The 21,986-nt window shown below is 35.7% G+C and carries 22 protein-coding genes and 1 pseudogene; 15 read left to right on the plus strand and 8 right to left on the minus strand.

All coding sequences use genetic code 11. The features are described 5' to 3' along the window. Window positions 1–38 precede the first annotated feature (38 nt). The 3 genes and pseudogenes from glnA to J6569_RS01365 all read right to left on the minus strand — a co-directional run bounded on the left by glnA (window position 39) and on the right by J6569_RS01365 (window position 2,303). Window positions 39–1,448, minus strand: a complete 1,410-nt coding sequence (gene glnA / locus J6569_RS01360) for a glutamate--ammonia ligase (RefSeq protein ID WP_296301829.1) — start codon at window positions 1,446–1,448, stop codon at window positions 39–41. 226 nt (window positions 1,449–1,674) lie between these two features. Continuing rightward, window positions 1,675–1,923: pseudogene (locus J6569_RS11205) on the minus strand (hypothetical protein); the annotation flags it as partial. A 176-nt stretch (window positions 1,924–2,099) separates the two neighbouring features. After that, window positions 2,100–2,303 carry a hypothetical protein gene (locus J6569_RS01365; RefSeq protein WP_174798695.1) on the minus strand — a complete coding sequence of 68 codons (204 nt, stop codon included), beginning with the start codon at window positions 2,301–2,303 and terminating at the stop codon, window positions 2,100–2,102. Between the two features lie 130 nt (window positions 2,304–2,433). On the opposite strand from J6569_RS01365, the gene J6569_RS01370 reads away from it, so the two are divergent. The 3 genes from J6569_RS01370 to gpsA are packed head-to-tail and all read left to right on the plus strand — an operon-like array spanning window position 2,434 to window position 4,432. Continuing rightward, the gene (locus J6569_RS01370; RefSeq protein WP_065589391.1) at window positions 2,434–2,874 is read left to right on the plus strand and encodes a rhodanese-like domain-containing protein; all 441 of its coding nucleotides are present in this window, start codon (window positions 2,434–2,436) and stop codon (window positions 2,872–2,874) included. A gap of 24 nt (window positions 2,875–2,898) precedes the next feature. Continuing rightward, window positions 2,899–3,375: a protein-export chaperone SecB gene (gene secB, locus J6569_RS01375; RefSeq protein WP_065561473.1), complete on the plus strand. Its 477-nt coding sequence runs from the start codon at window positions 2,899–2,901 to the stop codon at window positions 3,373–3,375. Window positions 3,376–3,418: 43 nt separating this feature from the next. After that, window positions 3,419–4,432: an NAD(P)H-dependent glycerol-3-phosphate dehydrogenase gene (gene gpsA, locus J6569_RS01380; protein WP_174798696.1), complete on the plus strand. Its 1,014-nt coding sequence runs from the start codon at window positions 3,419–3,421 to the stop codon at window positions 4,430–4,432. Between the two features lie 70 nt (window positions 4,433–4,502). Here gpsA and J6569_RS01385 read toward each other — a convergent pair whose 3' ends face one another. Further along, complete coding sequence (locus J6569_RS01385; RefSeq protein ID WP_065589389.1) at window positions 4,503–5,477, minus strand: ornithine cyclodeaminase family protein; 975 nt, start codon at window positions 5,475–5,477, stop codon at window positions 4,503–4,505. A 189-nt stretch (window positions 5,478–5,666) separates the two neighbouring features. Between J6569_RS01385 and aas the strand changes: the two genes are divergently transcribed. The 12 genes from aas (at window position 5,667) to J6569_RS01445 (ending at window position 16,238) form a co-directional block, all read left to right on the plus strand. Further along, entirely contained in the window at window positions 5,667–7,808 is a 2,142-nt protein-coding gene (gene aas, locus J6569_RS01390; protein WP_174798697.1) for a bifunctional acyl-ACP--phospholipid O-acyltransferase/long-chain-fatty-acid--ACP ligase, read from the plus strand. Between the two features lie 15 nt (window positions 7,809–7,823). Then, on the plus strand, window positions 7,824–9,011 hold the full coding sequence (gene lplT / locus J6569_RS01395; RefSeq protein ID WP_296317266.1) for a lysophospholipid transporter LplT: 1,188 nt from the start codon (window positions 7,824–7,826) through the stop codon (window positions 9,009–9,011). Beyond that, window positions 8,998–9,894 carry an N-acetylmuramic acid 6-phosphate etherase gene (gene murQ, locus J6569_RS01400; RefSeq protein WP_296317267.1) on the plus strand — a complete coding sequence of 299 codons (897 nt, stop codon included), beginning with the start codon at window positions 8,998–9,000 and terminating at the stop codon, window positions 9,892–9,894. Before lplT ends, murQ begins: the two co-directional genes overlap by 14 nt. Before the next feature lie 163 nt (window positions 9,895–10,057). After that, on the plus strand, window positions 10,058–11,032 hold the full coding sequence (locus J6569_RS01405; protein ID WP_296317269.1) for a mannose/fructose/sorbose PTS transporter subunit IIA: 975 nt from the start codon (window positions 10,058–10,060) through the stop codon (window positions 11,030–11,032). A 26-nt stretch (window positions 11,033–11,058) separates the two neighbouring features. Beyond that, on the plus strand, window positions 11,059–11,853 hold the full coding sequence (locus tag J6569_RS01410; protein WP_366941223.1) for a PTS mannose/fructose/sorbose transporter subunit IIC: 795 nt from the start codon (window positions 11,059–11,061) through the stop codon (window positions 11,851–11,853). A gap of 16 nt (window positions 11,854–11,869) precedes the next feature. Next, a complete protein-coding gene (locus J6569_RS01415) occupies window positions 11,870–12,781 on the plus strand; it encodes a PTS system mannose/fructose/sorbose family transporter subunit IID (RefSeq protein WP_034946776.1) in 912 nt (303 codons plus the stop codon). A 147-nt stretch (window positions 12,782–12,928) separates the two neighbouring features. Next, complete coding sequence (locus tag J6569_RS01420) at window positions 12,929–13,303, plus strand: DUF956 family protein (RefSeq protein WP_296317273.1); 375 nt, start codon at window positions 12,929–12,931, stop codon at window positions 13,301–13,303. Window positions 13,304–13,518: 215 nt separating this feature from the next. Further along, on the plus strand, window positions 13,519–13,767 hold the full coding sequence (gene rpsP / locus J6569_RS01425; RefSeq protein ID WP_034900786.1) for a 30S ribosomal protein S16: 249 nt from the start codon (window positions 13,519–13,521) through the stop codon (window positions 13,765–13,767). Between the two features lie 23 nt (window positions 13,768–13,790). Next, entirely contained in the window at window positions 13,791–14,321 is a 531-nt protein-coding gene (gene rimM, locus J6569_RS01430; protein WP_065561481.1) for a ribosome maturation factor RimM, read from the plus strand. A 16-nt stretch (window positions 14,322–14,337) separates the two neighbouring features. Next, on the plus strand, window positions 14,338–15,090 hold the full coding sequence (trmD, locus tag J6569_RS01435) for a tRNA (guanosine(37)-N1)-methyltransferase TrmD (protein WP_296317275.1): 753 nt from the start codon (window positions 14,338–14,340) through the stop codon (window positions 15,088–15,090). A 31-nt stretch (window positions 15,091–15,121) separates the two neighbouring features. Continuing rightward, on the plus strand, window positions 15,122–15,472 hold the full coding sequence (rplS, locus tag J6569_RS01440; protein ID WP_034913735.1) for a 50S ribosomal protein L19: 351 nt from the start codon (window positions 15,122–15,124) through the stop codon (window positions 15,470–15,472). 163 nt (window positions 15,473–15,635) lie between these two features. Then, window positions 15,636–16,238 carry a MarC family protein gene (locus J6569_RS01445; protein WP_296317278.1) on the plus strand — a complete coding sequence of 201 codons (603 nt, stop codon included), beginning with the start codon at window positions 15,636–15,638 and terminating at the stop codon, window positions 16,236–16,238. Window positions 16,239–16,415: 177 nt separating this feature from the next. Here the strand turns inward: J6569_RS01445 and J6569_RS01450 are convergent, their stop codons facing one another. From J6569_RS01450 to lysA, 4 genes are read right to left on the minus strand one after another with little or no spacing between them, the layout of a single operon-like run. Next, window positions 16,416–17,822 carry an amino acid permease gene (locus J6569_RS01450; protein WP_296317280.1) on the minus strand — a complete coding sequence of 469 codons (1,407 nt, stop codon included), beginning with the start codon at window positions 17,820–17,822 and terminating at the stop codon, window positions 16,416–16,418. A gap of 54 nt (window positions 17,823–17,876) precedes the next feature. Beyond that, a complete protein-coding gene (locus J6569_RS01455) occupies window positions 17,877–18,983 on the minus strand; it encodes an alanine/ornithine racemase family PLP-dependent enzyme (RefSeq protein ID WP_065589379.1) in 1,107 nt (368 codons plus the stop codon). A 25-nt stretch (window positions 18,984–19,008) separates the two neighbouring features. Next, complete coding sequence (locus J6569_RS01460) at window positions 19,009–20,415, minus strand: APC family permease (RefSeq protein WP_296301839.1); 1,407 nt, start codon at window positions 20,413–20,415, stop codon at window positions 19,009–19,011. 52 nt (window positions 20,416–20,467) lie between these two features. Then, window positions 20,468–21,865, minus strand: a complete 1,398-nt coding sequence (gene lysA / locus J6569_RS01465) for a diaminopimelate decarboxylase (RefSeq protein ID WP_065561486.1) — start codon at window positions 21,863–21,865, stop codon at window positions 20,468–20,470. Window positions 21,866–21,986 lie beyond the last annotated feature (121 nt).

A 21,986-nucleotide genomic window follows, 5' to 3' on the forward strand; every position in this document is an offset into this window, starting at 1 on the left:
AATTAACGGTGGTTTGATAGGTTAAATTACTATATAGCTTATAGACTATAGTACATTTCAAACTCAACTGGGTGAGGTGTCATACGGACACGATCAACATCTTGACGTTTTAAATCAATGTATGCATCAATAGCATCGTTAGTAAATACGTTACCACGTGTTAAGAATTCACGATCTGCATCTAATGCATTAAGTGCTTCTTCAAGTGAACCCGCAACCTGAGGAATTAATTTAGACTCTTCTGGTGGTAAGTCATATAAGTTTTTATCCATTGCATCACCAGGGTGAATTTTATTGATAATACCATCCAAACCAGCCATTAACTGTGCGGCAAAAGATAAGTATGGATTACCTGCTGGATCTGGGAAACGAACTTCAATACGGCGAGCTTTAGGGCTAGTCACAACTGGAATACGGATTGATGCAGAACGGTTACGAGCCGAGTAAGCAAGCATAACTGGTGCTTCATATCCCGGAACTAGACGTTTATAAGAGTTAGTTGCAGGGTTCGTAAAAGCATTAATTGCTTTCGCATGTTTAATAATACCGCCAATATAGAATAATGCCATTTCAGAAAGACCCGCATATTTATCACCAGCAAATAAATTTACACCATCTTTTGCCAATGATTGGTGACAGTGCATACCAGAACCATTATCACCAAATATTGGTTTAGGCATAAAGGTCGCAGTTTTACCATATGCATGTGCCACATTTTGTACAACATATTTATAAATTTGTACTTCATCAGCTTTTTTAGTTAACGTATTAAAACGACAGGCAATTTCATTTTGACCTGCTGTTGCAACTTCATGATGATGCGCCTCAATCACTAAGCCAAGTTGCTCCATAATTGAGCACATTTCAGAACGGATATCTTGTGATGAATCAACCGGAGGAAGTGGGAAATAACCACCTTTTACACCTGGACGATGGCCTTTATTGCCTTCTTCATATTTAGTACCTGAGTTCCAGGCCGCTTCAATATCATCAATATGTACAAAGCTACCTGACATTGGCGAACCGAAACGAACATCATCAAATAAGAAAAATTCTGGTTCAGGGCCGAAAATAACAGTATCAGCAATACCTGATGATTTTAAAAATTCTTCGGCACGTTTAGCAATTGAACGTGGGTCACGATCATATCCTTGTAATGTTGCAGGCTCTAAAACATCACAACGGAGATTTAATGTCACATCTTCAAAAAAAGGATCGATAACAGCACTTGATGTATCTGGCATTAGCACCATATCTGATTCATTAATACCTTTCCAACCTGCAATTGATGAACCGTCAAACATCTTACCATCTTCAAAAAAGCTATCATCAATTTGACTAACAGGAATTGTAACGTGTTGCTCCTTACCTTTTGTATCGGTAAAACGTAAATCAACAAACTTAACATCATTTTCTTTAATTTGTGTTAAAACTTTTAGTATAGACATGTATCTTCTCCATTGAGGACAAATAATAATTATTCAGTTTTTAAGGTATTCTTACCAAATTGCTATAACGTATGCAAATATAATGCCAATTTTTTAACTCTATTTTTGGTGGCTTTATAAGTAGCTATAGTAACATAAATATTACAGTTGCACTAAAATAATGCAATAAGCACCAGAATAATGCACCAAAATAGTCATATAAAAAATTAAACCCAATTTTTATGCTCTATATATCTTCTCGCAGTGCTTCAATGCTCAAATGAAAAGTTATTTTATTCCAGTCATGCTCAATCGTTTCTTCTGAACTAAACACCACGTGATACAGCATATTATCTTTAGGATTTACAAAAGATGTAGAAGGATAAACATCCGTACCCCAATAACAGCAAATTAATTTAAGTTCACCTATTCCCATGGTGTTAGCTAAATACTGATGTGCTTGTTTTGCATATTTACCCTCAATTTTATAAATAACTTTAAGAGGTTTTCATTGTTCTTTATCATTTTGTATACAATCATTATATTTAAAGAAATCGGGCGCATCTGCATCAAATTCACGCAAAAAATCACGACAAATTAAATCGGGATCATAGTCATAATGCGGGAAATATTCTGAATGTTTGATTTTTACGTTACGAAGTTTTGTTCTCTTTAACTCAGAAATTTGTTTATTAAAATATGTTCAGCATAAGCTTGATGATAATCACCATTTTCTAAATAATAATTAGCTAATAAAGGTTCGTCTTCAATAGTTTGAGAATTAAATTTATTAAATTCAGAAGAATCATCAGCAAACGCCGGAGAAATAATGGAAAATACAACACAAACCCAAAAGATAAATTGTTTCAATCTCATTAACCTATCCCTTAAAATTAAATAAATATTTTTTATAAAATAGCAAGATTTTCTTATTGGTGCTGTATTTCAGTGCATAATATCGTTATAATCTCACCTTATATTGAAATGACTAGGTAATCATACAAATATGGACTTTATAACACTCGAAATTCTACCTTTTGTAAAAAATCATTTTTTACTGTCCCTAGGTTGGATTGTGCTGTTTATTGCAATCATTGTACTAACCATTAAAGGAAAACTATCTAAAGTTAAAGTTATCAATAATGCTCAGGCAATCCATATGGTAAATAAACAAGATGCAGTTATTATTGATATTCGCTCTGCTGATAGCTTCAAAAAAGGGCATATAACAGATTCTCATAACATTTTGCCTATCGACATTAAAAATGCAAGTGCAAAAACAATTGAAAAGTTTAAAGAAAATATCATTATTTTAATTGATGAGAATGGTTTATCATCAACAGGTATAGGTGAAATACTTGTCAAACAAGGTTTTTCAAATGTCTTTGTATTAAAAGATGGTATTGCTGGATGGAACGGCGAGAATTTACCATTAGTTAGAAAATAATATTATAAAAAATAAGGTTTTATCATGACAGAACAAAACAATACACAACAACCAGAAACACAGTTTGCTATTCAACGTATTTATACTAAAGATGTTTCATTTGAAACTAATAATGTTCCAGAAATTTTTACTAAACAATGGCAACCAGAACTGAATCTTGAATTAAATTCATCTTCGCAAGTTTTAAGTGAAAATGTATATGAAGTTGCACTTCGTGTGACTGTAACAGTAAAACAACAAAACGAAGTTGTGTATATCTGTGAAGTTACTCAAGCGGGTATTTTCTCACTTGTCGGATTTGACGAAGGCCAAATTCAACATTGTGTTGGTGCTTATTGTCCAAATATTTTGTTCCCCTATGCTCGTGAAGTAATTTCAAGTTTAGTGAATAAAGGTACATTCCCACAAGTGAATTTAGAACCAGTAAATTTTGAAGCACTATTTATGAACTATATTCAGCAACAACAAGCTGAAGCTGAATCAAAAGAAACACTACAATAGTCATTGTATTACAATTAACTGATAATAAATTTATTAGATTATTATGAAAAAAGATGCTGCAGTAACAGTAATTGGCGCTGGATCTTATGGGACCTCTTTAGCTATTTTGCTGGCAAGAAATGGTCACTCAACTTTATTATGGGGGCACAATCCTGATAAAATGACCATTTTGCAGCATGATAGGCAAAACAAACAGTTTCTACCGAATATTCCTTTCCCAAATCTGTTACAAATTGAAACTGATTTAAAAACGGCAGTTTTAGCTGCGCCAATTTTACTTATTGTGGTGCCAAGTCATGCTTTTGCAAGTATTTTGACTCAAATCAAACCTTTTTTACGCCAAGATACAAAAATTGTCTGGGCTACAAAAGGACTTGAAGTTAATACTGGCCGATTATTACAAGATGTTGCAGAGGAGATTTTGGGCAATAAGATTCCATTAGCGGTCATTTCTGGTCCTACTTTTGCTAAAGAAGTCGCATCTGGATTACCAACAGCAGTAACTGTAGCATCAACTAATGAGCATTTTTTAAATCAACTGCAAACTTTGTTTCATTGTAGCAAAAGCTTCCGAGTCTATAGCAGCAAAGATTTTATTGGAGTGCAACTTGGTGGTGCAATCAAAAATGTTATCGCTATTGGTGCTGGATTATCTGATGGTCTTGGCTTTGGAGCCAATGCCAGAACAGCATTAATTACACGTGGACTTGCTGAAATGATGCGTTTAGGTGCAGTATTAGGGGCAGATCCAGCAACCTTTATGGGAATGGCTGGATTAGGTGATTTGGTTTTAACCTGTACCGATGATCAATCCCGTAATCGTCGTTTTGGAATGTTACTTGGCCAAAATAAATCCATTCAAGAAGCTCAAGATGCTATTGGCCAAGTTGTTGAAGGTCGCAACAATACAAAAGAAGTCTGGTTATTAGCTCAAAAATATCATGTAGATATGCCTATCACTGAACAAATTTATCAAGTTATTTATGAAAATAAAGATCCAAAACAAGCCGCAGTGGCATTACTTAGGCGTTCACAAAAAGAAGAACTAAAAAGCTAATTTTTATACTCAAACACCTAGTTACCTGAAACTTTTTGACACAAAATTATACTAACTTGATATCTAAGTATTATAAAAACGTACCAATTCCTTTTTCTTTTGCTTTAAGATAAATATCGTAGCCAATATACACGTCTAATACAGCTGTACCAACAGTTTTAAACAGCGTGACTTGCTGATCATTTAGACGGCATTGGGTTGGATCTATCACTAAATCTCCTAACTCTAAAAAATCATCTTCTGATACCAATTTTTGTTTAATTGGATCAATAATATCACCTGCTTCAGCAAATACGCCTTCTTTAGTATCAACTACCCGAATATTAGCCTTTTCAACTACACATTCAGGAATTTCATGCATTTCTGGCGTATAAGCACCCACTCCATTAACGTGCGTGCCAGGTTTTACTTTTTCGCCATTAAATGTCACAACTTTTGAGGTTGTAACCGAAGTAATAATATCAGCTTGACTAATGTCATCATCCAAATTTTTTGAAAAATAAAGGTTAGTAGAAAAATGAGCAAAACGATATTTCATCTCTTCTGTAAATTGTTCCGCTTTTTGTGTATCAATATCAAAAATAGCGACATCAGTAAGTGAACGAACAGTTAACATTGCCTCTAATTGAGATACAGCTTGCCCACCAGTACCTATCAACACTGCTCGACTAGCATTTTTACGCGCCAGCAAATCGGTTGCTGCACCTTGAACGGCTCCTGTACGAAGCTGAGTGACAAAAGTGCCATCTAACATAGCACAGACTTCACCTGTTTGCGGATCTAACATTAAAACTTGAGCTGGTACTGATGGTTTACCCAATTTAGGATTGTCAGGAAATACCGAAACAATTTTTATACCCACAATATCGCTACCTTTAATATGTGCGGGCATAAACAAGGATTGTCCCTTTTGCATATCAAAATTTATTCGTAACGGCACATCACTGTTTCCTTGGCTATAGATTTTCAAAGCTTGTTTATCTGCAGCTATCGCATCTTTCATTGTATAAAATCTTTCAATATCATTGGCCGTTAAAATAAGCATTTTTACTCCTTAATTGATTTTCTATATTTTTTGAACTTTAGTATCTATTATCTATTTTTTAGATCAAGATTTATTGTTAATTAAACCATAAAAAACTGTTTTATATAACAAAAATCGCAGTTCTTGTATATCTTCTATATTTTCACTATTATTACAGCGTGTAATATTGCACGATATTTGAGAAATCAGATGCTATTTAAAATATTAAAATTTTTCTTAAAGATCCTATTTCATGTAAGAATTCATGGTAATTTTGAAAACTTAAAACAAGATAGACTTCTCATTACCCCTAATCATGTATCTTTTCTTGATGGTATTCTAATCGGCGTATTTTTACCCGTAAGACCAGTCTTTGCTATTTATTCGGGTTATATTAATCATTGGTTAGTTCGCTTAGCAAAGCGTTATGTTGATTTTGTGCCAATGGACCCAGTCAGTCCAATGGCAATTAAGCGATTAGTTCGAGAAATCGAAAAAGGTCGTCCTATAGTGATCTTTCCCGAAGGAAGAATTACTATAACTGGCTCATTAATGAAAATTTATGATGGTGCTGCTTTTGTTGCTGCTCGCTCTCAAGCTACCATTGTACCAGTGTGGATCGAAGGCGCTGAATTTACTTTAACTAGTCGTTTAAAAGGTTTATTTAAACGTCGTTTATTTCCTAAAATAACCATTCATGTACTTAACCCTACATCTATTCCAATGCCCGATGCGCCTAAAGCTAGTGAAAGGCGTTATATTGCAGGTGAAAAACTTCATCAAATTATGATGAACGCACGCATGGCAAGTCGTCCAAAATTAACGCTGTTTGAAGCATTATTAGAAGCACAAGTTCGCTATGGCGTGAAATCAAGAATGGTACAAGACCCGACAACTCACGAAGCATCTTATCGCAGTTTATTAAAACAAATTATAGGTGTTAGTTGTATTATTGCCAAAATTACTAAAAATAAAGAGCGAGTTGGTGTTTTATTACCCAACGCAACCATTACTGTTGCAACTATTTTTGGTTTGTCAGTAAAAAATCGAATTCCAGCAATGCTTAACTATACTGCGGGAACAAAAGGCTTAAACTGTGCCATTACTGCTGCTGAAATCAAAACGATTATTACTTCACGCAAATTTATTAGAAAAGGTAAACTTGATTATCTACTTGAAGAAATCAAAGACGTTAAATGGTGTTTTCTTGAAGATTTGCGTAAAAACTTAACTTTAAAAGATAAGCTTTATGTTGCAGTGCATCAATATATTCCACGCTTAATTAAATACCAACAATCAAGCGATGACGAAGCACTAGTACTGTTTACCTCTGGTTCAGAGGGGAACCCTAAAGGTGTTGCTCATAGTCATGGAAGCCTACTTGCTAATGTTGAACAAATTCGAACGGTTATAGATCCAACCCCTGCAGATCGCTTCATGTCGGCTCTACCATTATTCCATGCTTTTGGTATTACAGCTGGATTATTTTTACCGCTATTTTCAGGTAGCCGTACATTTTTATATCCAAATCCATTACATTACCGTATGGTCCCTGAAATTATTTATGACCAAAATTGTACGGTTTTATTTGGTACGCCAACTTTCTTGGCAAACTATGCCCGTTATGCGCACCCATATGATTTTATGCGTTTACGCTATGTTGTTGCAGGTGCCGAAAAATTATCAGATGCAGTACGAGAACAATGGAAAGATAAATATGGCATTCGTATTTTAGAAGGCTATGGCGTTACCGAGTGTGCACCTGTTGTAGCCCTTAATGTTCCTATGGCATTTAAAGCTGGGACTGTAGGGCGATTACTTCCAGGCATGGTATCAAGATTAATTCACATTCCAGGCATTAGCGATGGAGGTCAATTGCAAGTCAAAGGGCCTAATGTAATGAAAGGCTATTTACGGGTGGAAAATCCCGGCAAACTTGAAGAACCAGTAGCAGCTGATGAAAATGGACAAGCCGAAAAAGGTTGGTATGATACCGGTGATATCGTTGCTATTGATAGTGATGGGTTTGTGACAATTAAAGGACGCTTGAAACGATTTGCAAAAATTGCTGGTGAAATGGTTTCATTGGAAAGTGTTGAATCCTTAGCAAAAAAAGTTGACTCTGATGCAATGCACGGTGCAACAGTCAAAGCCGATGCAGCTAAAGGGGAAGCAATTGTCTTATTTACTACCTCAACAAAATTAAATCGAGAGCAACTTAATCAGGCATCTCAAGAATTGGGCATTCCAGCACTATCTATTCCTCGTGATATTCGTATAGTAAAAGAGTTACCGCTACTAGGTACGGGGAAAATTGATTTTATTACTTTACGAAAAATGGCTGATGAATAAACTAAAGGATGTCACATGAAACAACATTCTCTATTAAGCAAAGGCATGGTTGCAACCATGCTTGCGCAGTTTTTTTCAGCATTTGCTGATAATGCAATCTTTTTTGCTATTTTAGCTTTCATTAAGAATTTACATTATCCAACATGGAGCCAATCGGTATTACAAATTAGTTTTGTCGCACCGTTTATCATACTTTCACCTTTTGTGGGGCAATTTGCTGACAGCATGTCAAAAGGCAAAGCAATGATGATTTCAAATAGCATCAAATTATTAGGTGCAGGTTGTATTTGTTTAAATATAAGTCCTTTTGTTGGTTACTTTTTAGTTGGTATAGGTGCTGCGGCCTACTCTCCCGCTAAATATGGAATTTTAGGCGAACTAACTACAGGTGATAATTTAGTTAAAGCAAATGGGTTAATAGAAGCATCAACCATTGCCGCCATTTTACTTGGTTCGCTAGCTGGTGGTCATATTGCCGATCTTAATGTGAGCGCTTCCTTACTTGTGTGCGTGTTAGTGTATGGGCTAGCTGTTATTGCTAACTTTTTTATTCCTAAATTACCTGCTGCACGACAAAATATTTCATGGCAATTTATAGGCATGATCAAGGATTTTGCTAACACAATCAAAATTACCTTCACCAATAAGCAGATCTTATTTACATTATTAGGTACTAGTTTGTTTTGGGGAGCAGGTATTACTTTACGTTTTCTTTTAATCAGTTGGGTTCCAGCTATCTTAAATATTCATGATAACGCAACACCAACAAACCTTAATGCAATAGTTGCTATCGGTATTGTTATTGGCGCAGGTCTAGCTAGTACATTTATTTCTATTAACAAAACTTTACGCTGCGTTCCTGCTGGTATAATGATGGGTATAGCGGTAATTGCCTTCACTTTGCAAAGCAACATAATTTCGTCTTATATTTTACTCATTGTTATCGGAGCATTAGGTGGCTTCTTTTTGGTACCATTAAATGCTTTTATTCAAAAAATGGGGAAAGATTTGGTCGGTGCTGGCAGTGTTATTTCGGTACAAAACCTAAGTGAATACTCAGCGATGATGATAATGTTAGGGCTTTATACGTTAGCCGTTGCTTTAAATTTATCGGTTACTGTTATCGGTGTTGGTTTTGGGAGCTTATTTGCTTTAGTTATATTTTTATTATGGTTAGGGTTAAAAAATAATGAATCACATTAATCTATCAGCGATGCTAACAGAAAGTCGTAATCCTAATAGCGAAAAAATAGATAACTGTTCAACATTAGAAATGCTACAAATTATCAATAATGAAGATAAAAAAGTCGCATTGGCTATTGAAAAAGAATTACCCAATATCGCAAAAGCCGTTGATGCAATTAGTTTGACATTGTCAAATCAAGGTAGACTAATCTATATAGGGGCTGGCACTTCAGGCCGACTAGGTATTTTAGATGCAAGTGAATGTCCACCAACTTACGGCACATCACCAGAACAAGTTATTGGCTTAATTGCTGGAGGCAAAACAGCTATTTTTAAGGCAATTGAAAACGCCGAAGATAACCCAGAACTGGCAATTACTGACTTAAAAAACATTAATTTTAACTCAAATGACGTTTTAGTTGGCATTGCAGCTAGTGGGCGCACACCTTATGTAATAGGTGCTATGCAATATGCTAAATCAATTGGATCAACAGTGATCAGCTTATGCTGTAACCCATTAGCACCAATGATTAATTTAGCCAATATTGCTATTACACCAATTGTTGGTGCAGAAGTAATTACTGGCTCCTCCAGAATGAAAGCAGGTACAGCACAAAAATTAGTTCTCAACATGTTAACTACTGCCAGCATGATAAAAATCGGCAAAGTTTATAGTAATTTGATGGTTGACGTAGAAGCTACCAACGCCAAACTTGTTGAACGGCAAATATCCATTGTTATGCAGGCTACAGATTGCAGTCGAGAAAAAGCCATTACCGCATTAACCGAAAGTAATAAGCATTGTAAAACTGCTATTTTGATGATTCTTTCAGGTTTAAATGCAGAGCAAGCCAGACTGAGACTAAAAAAAGAGAATGGTTTTATTCGTCAAACTCTGTAAGATAGACTAAATTTACTTTAATAAACAATAAAAAATTAAGTTTTTTATTAAAATGTGATGCTCACATAATTTTTAACTTATTTTTTCCTGTAAAATAACTAGATATTTTTATTTTATATACTTTATATTATGCAATTAATATAAAAAATTAGGAGGTCGTTATATGGTTGGAATTATCCTAGCAACTCATGGTGAGTTTGCGGAAGGTATTCTACAATCAGGATCGATGATATTTGGAGAGCAAGAAAATGTTAAAGCTGTTACCTTGCACCCAAGTGATAGTCCTGAAACTTTAAAAGAACGAATGCTTGAAGCCATTGCAACATTTGCTAATCAAGAAGAAGTCCTGTTTTTAGTAGATTTATGGGGAGGGACACCATTTAATCAGGCTAACAATTTATGTGGTAAACATAGTAATTGGGCTATTGTTGCTGGTTTAAATTTACCAATGTTAATTGAAGCCTATTCATCTCGTTTTTCAATGGAAACAGCGAAAGAAATTGCTGCCGCAATTATTGAACCAGGCAAAGAAGGTGTTAAAACAACTGTCGAAATGCCAACACAATCTTCTGCTTCTACTAAACACGCAACTACTATCCCAGAAGGAACAGTACTTGGAGATGGTAAAATGAAAATCGTGTTAGCTCGTGTTGACTCACGTCTATTACATGGGCAAGTGGCGACAGCATGGACAAAATCAACCAATCCTAACCGTATTATTGTTGTTTCTGACTCGGTTGCAAAAGATGAATTAAGAAAAAAACTCATCCAAGAAGCAGCACCTCCTGGTGTAAAAGCAAATGTTGTTCCAGTTAAAAAAATTATTGAAGTTTCACGCGATCCCCGTTTTGGCAATACCAAAGCGCTACTTCTATTTGAAAATCCACAAGATGTGCTACGAACCATAGAGGGCGGTGTCAATATTAATGAACTTAACATTGGTTCAATGGCCCATTCCGTAGGAAAGGTTATGGTTAATAAAGTGCTGTCAATGAATGCTGATGATGTTGATACATTTGAAAAATTAAAAGCAAAAAATGTGAAATTTGATGTTCGCAAAGTGCCTAATGACTCTAGCAGTAATATGGACGAATTATTGAAAAAAGCGAAAGAAGAATTGGCGCAACAAAAGAATTAGTTTATTTAAGGGGTTATATTATGACATTGTCGATTATTACTATCATTTTAGTGATAGTTATTGCCTTTCTAGCTGGTATGGAAGGTATTTTAGATCAGTTTCAATTCCACCAACCTTTAGTGGCTTGTTCTTTAATTGGACTTGTAACAGGTAATTTAGAAGCGGGTGTTGTATTGGGCGGTTCGTTGCAAATGATTGCACTCGGTTGGGCCAATATCGGGGCCGCAGTAGCACCTGATGCAGCTTTAGCATCGGTTGCTTCATCAATTATTTTAGTATTAGGCGGCCAAGGTATAGCTGGCGTATCTACCGCTATAGCTGTAGCTATTCCACTTGCAGTTGCAGGGCTATTCTTAACCATGATTGTACGAACTATTGCTGTTCCATTAGTACACATGATGGATACTGCAGCGGAAGAAGGCAATATTCAAAAAATTGAATGGTTACAAATTTTAGGTATCTGTTTACAAGGTTTACGTATCGCAATCCCAGCTGCTGCGTTACTCTTTATTCCTGCTGAAGTTGTTAGAAGTACACTAGAAGCAATGCCAGAATGGCTAACAACGGGAATGGCTATTGGTGGTGGAATGGTTGTTGCTGTTGGTTATGCGATGGTAATCAATATGATGGCAAACCGCGAAGTATGGCCATTTTTCATTATTGGTTTTGTCGTTGCCGCGATATCACAATTAACACTGATTGCACTTGGTGCTTTAGGTATAGCATTAGCACTAATTTACCTCAATCTTTCAGAACGTGGCAATTCATCCAATGGTGGTAACAAAGGTGATCCACTTGATGATATTTTAAATGATTACTAAAAACTTGGAGAAGAAAATGACTGATAGAATCCAATTAAACAAAAAAGATCGTTTAGCGGTTGCTTGGCGTTCAACTTTCCTCCAAGGGTCTTGGAACTATGAACGTATGCAAAATGGTGGATGGGTCTATTCAATGATCCCAGCTATCAAAAAATTATATACCACCAAAGAGGCTCGCTCTGCTGCCCTTAAGCGTCACCTAGAATTTTTTAATACTCACCCTTATTTAGCTTCTCCAGTACTTGGGGTAACTCTTGCACTTGAAGAGGAACGGGCTAATGGAGCTGCTGTTGATGACGTAGCAATTCAAGGGGTAAAAGTTGGGATGATGGGACCACTAGCGGGTGTGGGTGATCCTGTATTTTGGTTTACCGTACGTCCAATGCTCGGCGCTCTTGGCGCTTCACTTGCACTAAGCGGTAATATTATGGGACCAATTTTATTCTTCTTATTATGGAATATTATTCGTTGGGGCTTCATGTGGTATACCCAAGAATTTGGTTACCGTACAGGCTCTAAAATAACCGATAATTTATCAGGCGGATTACTGCAAAAAATCACTAAAGGAGCTTCTATTTTAGGGATGTTTGTACTGGCAGCCTTAGTACAAAGATGGGTATCAATTAAATTCCAACCAGTTGTATCTACTGTCAAGCTAGACAATGGTGCTTTTATTGATTGGAATACATTACCAGCAGGTGCTGAAGGCATTCAACAAGCATTAATTCAAATGCAAAGCGGATTATCACTGACTCAACAAAAGGTAACCACCTTACAAAATAACTTAGATCAATTAATACCTGGACTTGTCCCCTTACTATTGACTTTCTTTTGCATGTGGTTACTTCGTAAAAAAGTATCACCAATCCTAATTATTTTGGGATTATTTATAGTCGGTATTGTTGGCCATGTAATCGGTCTTTTATAAACATATAGCTATGCCTATATATATTTAGAAAGTATGATATTTTAAAATAGCGCCAACTTTCTATTTACTATTACATTAACCTTTTCATCACACCATGTGATGAAAAGGTATCATTAATCATTCGAACTTTGCATGGATATAGGGTAGATGGTTCAATCATTAAATACTAAAATTGATTTAACAATGAAAGCAACCGCATTTACAGGCTTATCTGAATACGGCAATATAATAATTGGTGACAAAGCCTTCGAGTTTTATCATCAACACGATCCACGCAAATATATCCAAATACCATGGAATGAAATTGATTATGTGATTGCTTCTGTATTGTTAGGTGGTAGATGGATCCCTCGTTATTCAATACAAACAAAAGAAAACGGCACATTCACCTTTGCATCTAAAGAGCCCAAGAAGGTATTAAAAGCCATTCGAGTTTATATTGACGGGCAAAAAATGGTACGCTCACTTGGCTTTTTTGATGTTTTAAAGAGAGCTTTTTTTCACAAAAAGAACAAAAAATAAAAATCACTATTTTATTATATTTATCGATTTCCACTTAAATTAAATAAATTATAGTTAGTATCATTTTTCCCACTCTTTTTTTAAGTTAATCAATATAACACCGCTTCATCAACAAACAGCCATTGCACTTTTTGCTAGAAAGAGTATAATTCTGGGGCTTTGATTTTGTCCGTGTTGGGCAGGAAAAAGATTATTTTTTAATTTAAGAGGATGTTATGGTAACTATTCGTTTAGCTCGTGGTGGCTCTAAAAAGCGCCCTTTTTATCAAGTAGTTGTCACTGATAGCCGTAACCCACGTGATGGCCGTTTTATTGAGCGCGTTGGCTTTTTTAATCCAATTGCACAAGGTAAAGCAGAAGAATTACGTTTAGATCTTGATCGCGTAAATCATTGGGTTGGTTTAGGTGCAACTGTTTCTGATCGTGTTAATGCACTAATTAAACAAGCACAAAAAGCTGCTTAATTTAGTAATTGATAATCACTGTAATGATGAATACTGAGAATCTTATTGTTGTTGGTAAACTTGGTTCAAGCTACGGCATTCGCGGATGGCTCAGAATTTTTTCGTTTACAGAATTCCCAGATAGCATTTTTGATTACACTCCTTGGTATATCCAGCGTGCTGGGCAATGGCAAGAGGTAATTGTAGAGAGCTTTAAACCGCATAATCATGATATGATTGTAAAACTTAAAGGCATTGATGATCGTGATCAAGCCATTGCATTAACCAATATTGAAGTGTTTGTTGATGCAGAAAAATTACCAGCACTTAGCAATGGTGATTTTTATTGGAAGGATCTCATTGGTTGCCGAGTTAAAACAATTAATAACTATGATTTAGGACTGGTAACTGACTTGATGGAAACCGGATCTAACGATGTATTAGTAGTTAAAGCAAATCTAAAAGATGCATTTGGAGCAACAGAACGTTTAATCCCTTTTGTTGATAATCAATTTATAAAACAAGTTGATTTAACAACAAAAATGATTGTGGTCGATTGGGATCCTGCTTTTTAATTGGTAAGGTAAAACTATGTGGATTGGCGTAATTAGCCTTTTTCCCGAAATGTTTCAAGCTATTACCTGTTATGGCGTAACTGGTCGAGCCGTTAAAAACGGGCTGTTAACAGTAGAGTATTGGAACCCTCGCGATTTTGCGCATGATAAGCATAAGACTGTCGATGATAGGCCTTATGGTGGTGGTCCTGGCATGTTAATGATGGTTCAACCACTTAAAGATGCAATTCATGCGGCAAAAACAGTGGCAGGTAACAATACAAAAGTAATCTATCTTTCCCCACAAGGGCGCAAATTAGACCAACAAGGTGTTTGCGAATTGTCACAAAATCAAAATTTAATTTTGATTTGTGGACGATACGAAGGTATAGATGAACGCGTTATTCAAACCGAAATTGACGAAGAATGGTCAATTGGGGACTACGTGTTAAGTGGTGGTGAAATACCAGCGATGACCATGATTGATGCATTAGCAAGGTTTATTCCTGGCGTGCTAAATCACCAATCATCGGCAAAAGAAGACTCTTTTGCTAACGGTTTACTTGACTGTCCACACTATACTCGTCCTGAGGTGTTAGATGGAATGGCGGTACCTGACGTATTAATGTCTGGTCACCATGAAGCGATTCGTCGCTGGCGATTAAAACAATCACTAGGACGAACTTGGTTAAGAAGAGAAGAACTTCTTGCAAATCTAGCTCTGACTGATGAAGAGCAATGTTTACTCGCTGAATTCCAACAAGAATACAGTGACAAACTAAGCAATTAATATTTCAGTATAACTAGTAAGAGATAATATTATGAAAAATGCAATTATTCAACAATTAGAACAAGAACAAATGAAAAAAGACATCCCGTCTTTTCGCCCTGGTGACACGGTTGAAGTAAAAGTATGGGTTGTTGAAGGTAACAAAAAACGTCTTCAAGCTTATGAAGGTGTTGTTATTGGCATTCGCAACCGTGGTTTGCACTCTGCATTTACCGTACGTAAGATTTCGAATGGTGAAGGTGTTGAACGAGTATTCCAAACTCACTCACCAATTGTTGATTCAATTACTGTGAAACGTCGTGGTCAAGTACGTCAAGCTAAACTTTACTACTTACGCGAACTTCGTGGTAAAGCAGCTCGTATCAAAGAGCGCCTTAACTAAATTTAATTGGTTTAATTGTCTAAAACCAATTAAAAAATATCAGATTAAACATGGTCACCCTTTTGGTGGCCGTTTTTGTATCTAACAAAAATCATTCCCTAGCAACTAATAATGTTAACAAAATTAAAGGGAATTTAATTGTTATTCTTTGAAAGGTAACACTATGGATGACTATCTTGTTAATATCCTTGCCACAACTGTAAAGCTATTTGCATTAATGACACCTCCTGCTGTTTTAAGTGCATTTTTAAGTGGCACAAAACAATACGGCGAACAGCTTAGACGCAAAACAGCACTCAAAACATCCTGTGCCGTATTTATCATCGGTATAGTGCTATTCTTTTTTGGTAATACCATGTTTAGTGTCTTTGGTTTTACTCTTGATGCATTCCGTATTGGTTCTGGAGCGTTGCTATTTATCACTGCAGTGTCACTAATGAATGATTCTCCAGAAAAGAATAAAATTAACAGTGATGACGATATTAGTGTTGTACCACTTGCAATTCCACTTTGTATGGGACCCGCTTCCATTGGTACTATCATCGTTATGGGAACAAGCTCCGTAGGCTTTGCAGCCAATATGATTGGCGCTGTTTCTTTATTCATTGCATCTTCAGGAATTTATGCAATGCTATTATGTGCAAAAAGTATTGCTAAAGTATTAAAAAACACAGGTATTGCTATCTTATCAAAACTTACTGGGTTACTAATATCAGCTATTGCTGCGCAAGTCGTTTTTACGGGTGTATCAGCTTTTCTAAAATAACTTGTATCAGAAAGGATTTAATCAAGATTATACCAAGCAAACGCACTTAATTTAGTGCCTTAAAATAAAGATAAATCACAAATAGTAAAAACATTAATAATCTGATTTTAAAAATTAAATGTAATCACCTAAACCGATTTATTAGGTGATTACAAACAAATTAATAGGTCAATAAAATTAATCTAACGTTTTTATTATTAAAGAATTTCGTTTCTTATAAAAAAAGTAAGAAACCAAAATAATTATTACTAAAACAACTTCTGATAATAAAATAAAATGTCCTGACTCCCCAAACCAAACACCAATAATAATCACAATATTAACAATAATAGAAACCCCTGCTAGCCAAGGAAATAATGGCGATTTGAACTTTACCATCTCTTTGGGAAATTTACCGTTATTTACTCCCTTACGGAACTGATATTGACACCAAGCAATAATAATCCATGCAAAACATCCCACTTGCCCTGTTCCCGCTACTAAATAAATATACAATTTTTCAGCGGCAATATATTTAGAAAATAGTGAAACTAGCGCAATAATAGCAATAAATAAAATACCTTTTGTGGGCACTCCACGCTTATTTACGTCTGAAAAATATTGAGGTGCGAGTTTATCTTGTGCCATAGACCACAGCATTCTTGAACTGGCATAAATTGCAGAATTAGCCGCCGATATTGCCGCACAAAAAATAACAAAAAGCATTAAATACGAAGCTATTGAAATTCCTACTTTATTAAATACCCACTCAAATGGACTAATTTCAGAATGAACCGTTCCATATGGATAAACAAGGGCTAAAACAGCAATAGCCAGAACATAAAATAGAATAATGCGGAAAGCAACACCAGTAATAATTTTGGGTAACACAGACTGTGGAGATTGCGCCTCACCAGCTGCACTACCAATTAATTCGACGCCTTGAAAGGAATAGGTCACGATAGTCATACAAACAAATATGGCTAAAAAACCATTAGGAAACCACCCTTTTTCGGTTTTAAATGTTGGTAAGATATGCGTTTCGCTATATTGGTGATTAAGTAAATAAATCCCCACCCCAATAAATGCAATAATCGCAAGAACCTTAATAGTTGAAAACCAATACTCACTTTCTCCAAATGCACGAACAGAGGTTAAATGCACTGAAGTAAGAACAATTAGAATTAATAGACTAAAAAGATAAATAGGAATCGAAGGGAAGGTTTGGTGAGCAATCATTGAAGCAGCGGTTAAATCTGCCGCCATAGATAGTACCCAACTAAGCCAATACAACCAACCGATGGTATAACTCCAAATCGGATTGGGTATAAACATCAATGCATAGTGTTGAAATGAACCTGCATGAGGGAATGCACAAGAAAGTTCACCTAAACATAACATTGTTGAAAGCATTATGCTTCCTGCCATTAAATAAGCAATAATTGTTCCTAATGGACCAACTGTGCTAAGTGGAGCTGCAATACCAATAAATAATCCAGTACCAATTGATCCACCTAATGAAATCATCAATAAATGACGATTTTTTAGGTTTTTCTTTAAATTACTACTGGGATAAGGGTTTTCTTGTGATTCAGATGTTGTCATATAAACCGCCTAGTAATTAATAAAAACTGCTGGTTACCCAGCAGTTAACACAAATTAATAAATAAACCGTTTTTCTACACCATTAGTTTGACAAGCCATTAGTAAAGCAGTGTAATCAAGCTCAAATCCAATAACATCGCCAACACGAAGTGTTTGAGTAACATCTTCAATATCAACCAAGGTATGATCACTGGTTTGACCCAATACAGTAATATCATCATTGATGGGTATACAGCTTTCTGCTGGCACATCTTGACGTCCAAAGGCAAGAAGTGCGCGTTTGCGTGTACCGCTATCAACAAAGGTTTTACTATTTAAAAAAGCATCTACACCTAATTCACCAACAGGAACTGTTGGTTTACTATTGAGTTCAATGATTTGCGCATATAATTTGTAAATATTACTACATGCTTTATCAACGGGTTTATTTGAATGATGAAACTCGTCAAGATATTTCATATCCACATATTCAATACCAAACTCGTGTAAACCACCAATTCTCAAATGATTTAATCCTTCTGGCCAAATACCTTTATCCAATAAGTGGTAACTGGTACAATTACCGGCCGATAAATACTTTATTTTAATATTACAAACTTGCTCTACTTTACGCGCTATTTTTAAAAAGTCTACTCCATTTTTAACTGTAGGTAGTACAGTACCATAGCAATTAAAATTGGTGCCGAGCCCATAGAGCTCAACACCGGGTAAAGAAAGAATAAGTTTAACCGTATCAATGATTTCATCAATATGTTCAAACCAAATACCTTCGCGTAAATCCCCCATATCAACCATTAATAAAACTTGATGTACTTTTTGTTGTTTAACGGCTTCATCAGAAAGTGCCTGAATTACTGCTTTTTCGCTGTTTAAGCTAATATCAGCATATCTAACAACATCACTAATTTCACTTAAACAAGGGCTCCGTAATAAGCAGGTTTTACAATTTAAAGCATCTTTTAATTTCTTTAAATTGTATGTTCTTGATTCAGCAATCACATCAATACCGCCTTCAAGTACTGCTTTGGCCGTTTCAACACAACCATCAAAAACTTTATTAACAGCCATAACCTCAATACCGTGTTTAGCTAATAAATCTTTTTCAACACGAGCATTATTTCTTAATTTGCGTAAATCAATTTCTAATATAGGTTTGTACATAATTTTACTCCTCTATATATTATTACTACTGCAAACGGTTACGTTTTTGGGCTCGATAATAAATCCATTCAGCTAAACCAATGGCAAGTACTGCACCACCAACAATTTTAGCAATATATTCGACATACCCCCCCATATCTATTTGCGCAGGTGGAATAAACACTAATACCACAGCAAATAGAGTAGATAAGAAACCAAGTGCTGGTAACACAATTGGCAACACCTTACCCGGAATTTTAAAGCTACGCGGTACATCAGGTTGAGTAAAGCGTAAACGATAATACGCAATAAACATCACTAAATATGGGATAAAATAACAAATTGTTGTAAGTGCTGTTAACATCCAATATGCCGCTGCAATACTTGGCGACACAAAAGTTGAAAAACAAAGTACTGTAACAATAATAGCTTGAATAATTAACGCAAAGGCTGGTGTTTTATATACTGGATGTAAACGACCAATGCGTTCTCCAAGCAAATTATCTTCTTTTGATGCTTCTTGTAGCATATAAATCGGACCAACTAACCATGAGTTTATTTGTCCTAATGCACCAAAAAACAAACAAATTGCCATTACTGGTAATAACCAAGGCATATGCAATTCTTTAGCTGCGGCTTCCATTGCTTGCATAACACCCGCTACGATATCAGTATCGGCTGCTGGTAATAAAGTATTAATAGCCCATGTTCCGACCATATAAATACCAACAATTACCACGGCTGAAACCAACATTGCTTTTGGAAAGTCTCGTTGTGGATCTCGTGTACGCCCTGCAATCATTGGAGCCACCTCAAGACCAGCAAATGCGAACATCATGCTAGATAGAAAAACAATAGTATCCCAACTACTTAAATCAGGTAACCAATCACTAACATGACTATAGCTTGTAGCCATAGGATGCCCTGTGAATAACCATACAACAGCTAATAGCACAATAATAGCGGCTGGAATAAATACACCAAGCCATGCACTCACACTATTAATAATTTTAGTCCATTGCATCCCTTTAATATTCATCAGTGTTAAAATCCAGAATACCACCATAGAGCCAACACCAATAAATACTTGATTTTGAGCTAACTCAGCGCTAAACATATACCCAATTGCAGTAAAACCAAATTGCAACATTAACGGGAAGAAAAGAACACAAGAGAACAAAAAGCAAACAACAACTATCCAACCGATACGTTTACCAAATGCTTCTTTTACCCAAACAAAAATTCCACCATCTTTTGGCCAACCGGTTGAAAGTTCGCCACAAACCATAGCTAATGGGAAGAAAAGACAAAATGCAGCAAGTAACCAAAGTACCATTGCTGACGCCCCATAAGGAGCAACATTAGGAATTTGACGCAAACTTAGTATTGCAATGACATTCATAAAAACAATGTCTTTAATACCAAGTAGACTTGAATCTTTAGAATCACTCATAATAACCTCACTTTATAATATCTGGAGCATAAAATGCCCCAGATATTGATGATTAATATATGTCGTATCCAACCATATCTTCGTAAGTGTCCTCACGGCGAATCAATCTATCCTTGCCTTCTTTATCTATCATTACAACAGAAGTACGAGGACGATTGTTATAAACAGTTTGGCTTTCGATGGTATAAGCACCAGCATCAAGGAAAGCAACAATATCACCGATTTGAGTGTCTTTTGGCATTAAGAATTCTTCACCTTTAACACCGACATGGAAATAGTCACCACCATCACATAAAGGACCAGCCAATTTGATGTACTCATCATGTGTTTCATTGATTTTTGAAGCATTATAAACATAGAAGAACCAATCAAAATGTTGACTATCAGATAGCACACTATAACCAGCATCAACAAATTTCCACTCAACATGCTCTTCAATATTGCCATCTAAATCATAATTGGTTTTACGTTTTTCACAGGCAACTTCAGTTACAAGCACACCTGCTGAGCCTGTTACTTTACGACCTGGCTCAATACAGATTTCAACATCAGTACGCCATTTGTGTACTTCACTAATAACAGCATCAGCAAAATCTTGTGCAGTAATACCTGCATACATATTATCTTCTAATGGATTACCATTTTCTTCATCATATTTATAAGGAACAGGGATCCCCCCACCTACGTTGATTAAATCAAATTTAATACCAAGCACTTCTTCTAAGCGACGTGATTCATCAACTAAAACTTTCGTAGCTTTAGCAAAAGGCTCTGATTCTGGAACCTGATCACCAACGTGCATATGTAAACCGCGTAAATGAACATATGGCATTTCTAAAATACGACGACATGTTTCTTCTGCTTGTTCTAAATCGATACCTGATTTAGCATGATAAGCAGTGACTAATTCTGCGTGAGTTGCTGACGGAACATTTGGTTCAACACGCACACAAACATTTGCTACCTTTTTCAAACGTCTTGAAATCTCATCAATAATATCAAGCTCATATAAGCTATCTACGTTGATAATATACAGATCATTTTGGATAGCAAACTCTAAATCCACTGGTTTTTTAACAACACCATTAAACACAATTTGGCTACCAGGGAAACCGATATCTAAACATTTACGCACTTCAAACATTGAGTTCGCTTCGGCATAAATTCCTGCATCTTTAATCGCTTTAAGAACGCCCATTACTGAACAAGTTTTTGATGCATAGAAAATTTTTGTTTTTGGATGAGCTTTAAATGCCTCTTTAATTTCTTGCACATTACGATCAATCTCCTTTTCAGAAAACACATAAAAAGGCGTTGGATATTTTTTGGCTAACTCTTCTAAATTAACACCATCAAAACAAAGTTTGCCACTTTCAGCGCTAAAACGACGATCTTTAGTTACAAGATCAGTGCGTAATTTGTTATAATTTGACATAATTTTGTCGGACATATAGCCTCCAGTTAATGATTACATGAAAAATAAGTAAAATGGCTTCTCACTTGTTGTGCAATCAGCATGCCAACTTTAAAAACATAAATAATCAATATATTAATAAACAAAGCGCAAGTAA

Origin of the sequence: Gilliamella sp. (genome assembly GCF_024104075.1) — a bacterium.
Lineage (GTDB): Bacteria > Pseudomonadota > Gammaproteobacteria > Enterobacterales > Orbaceae > Gilliamella > Gilliamella bombi.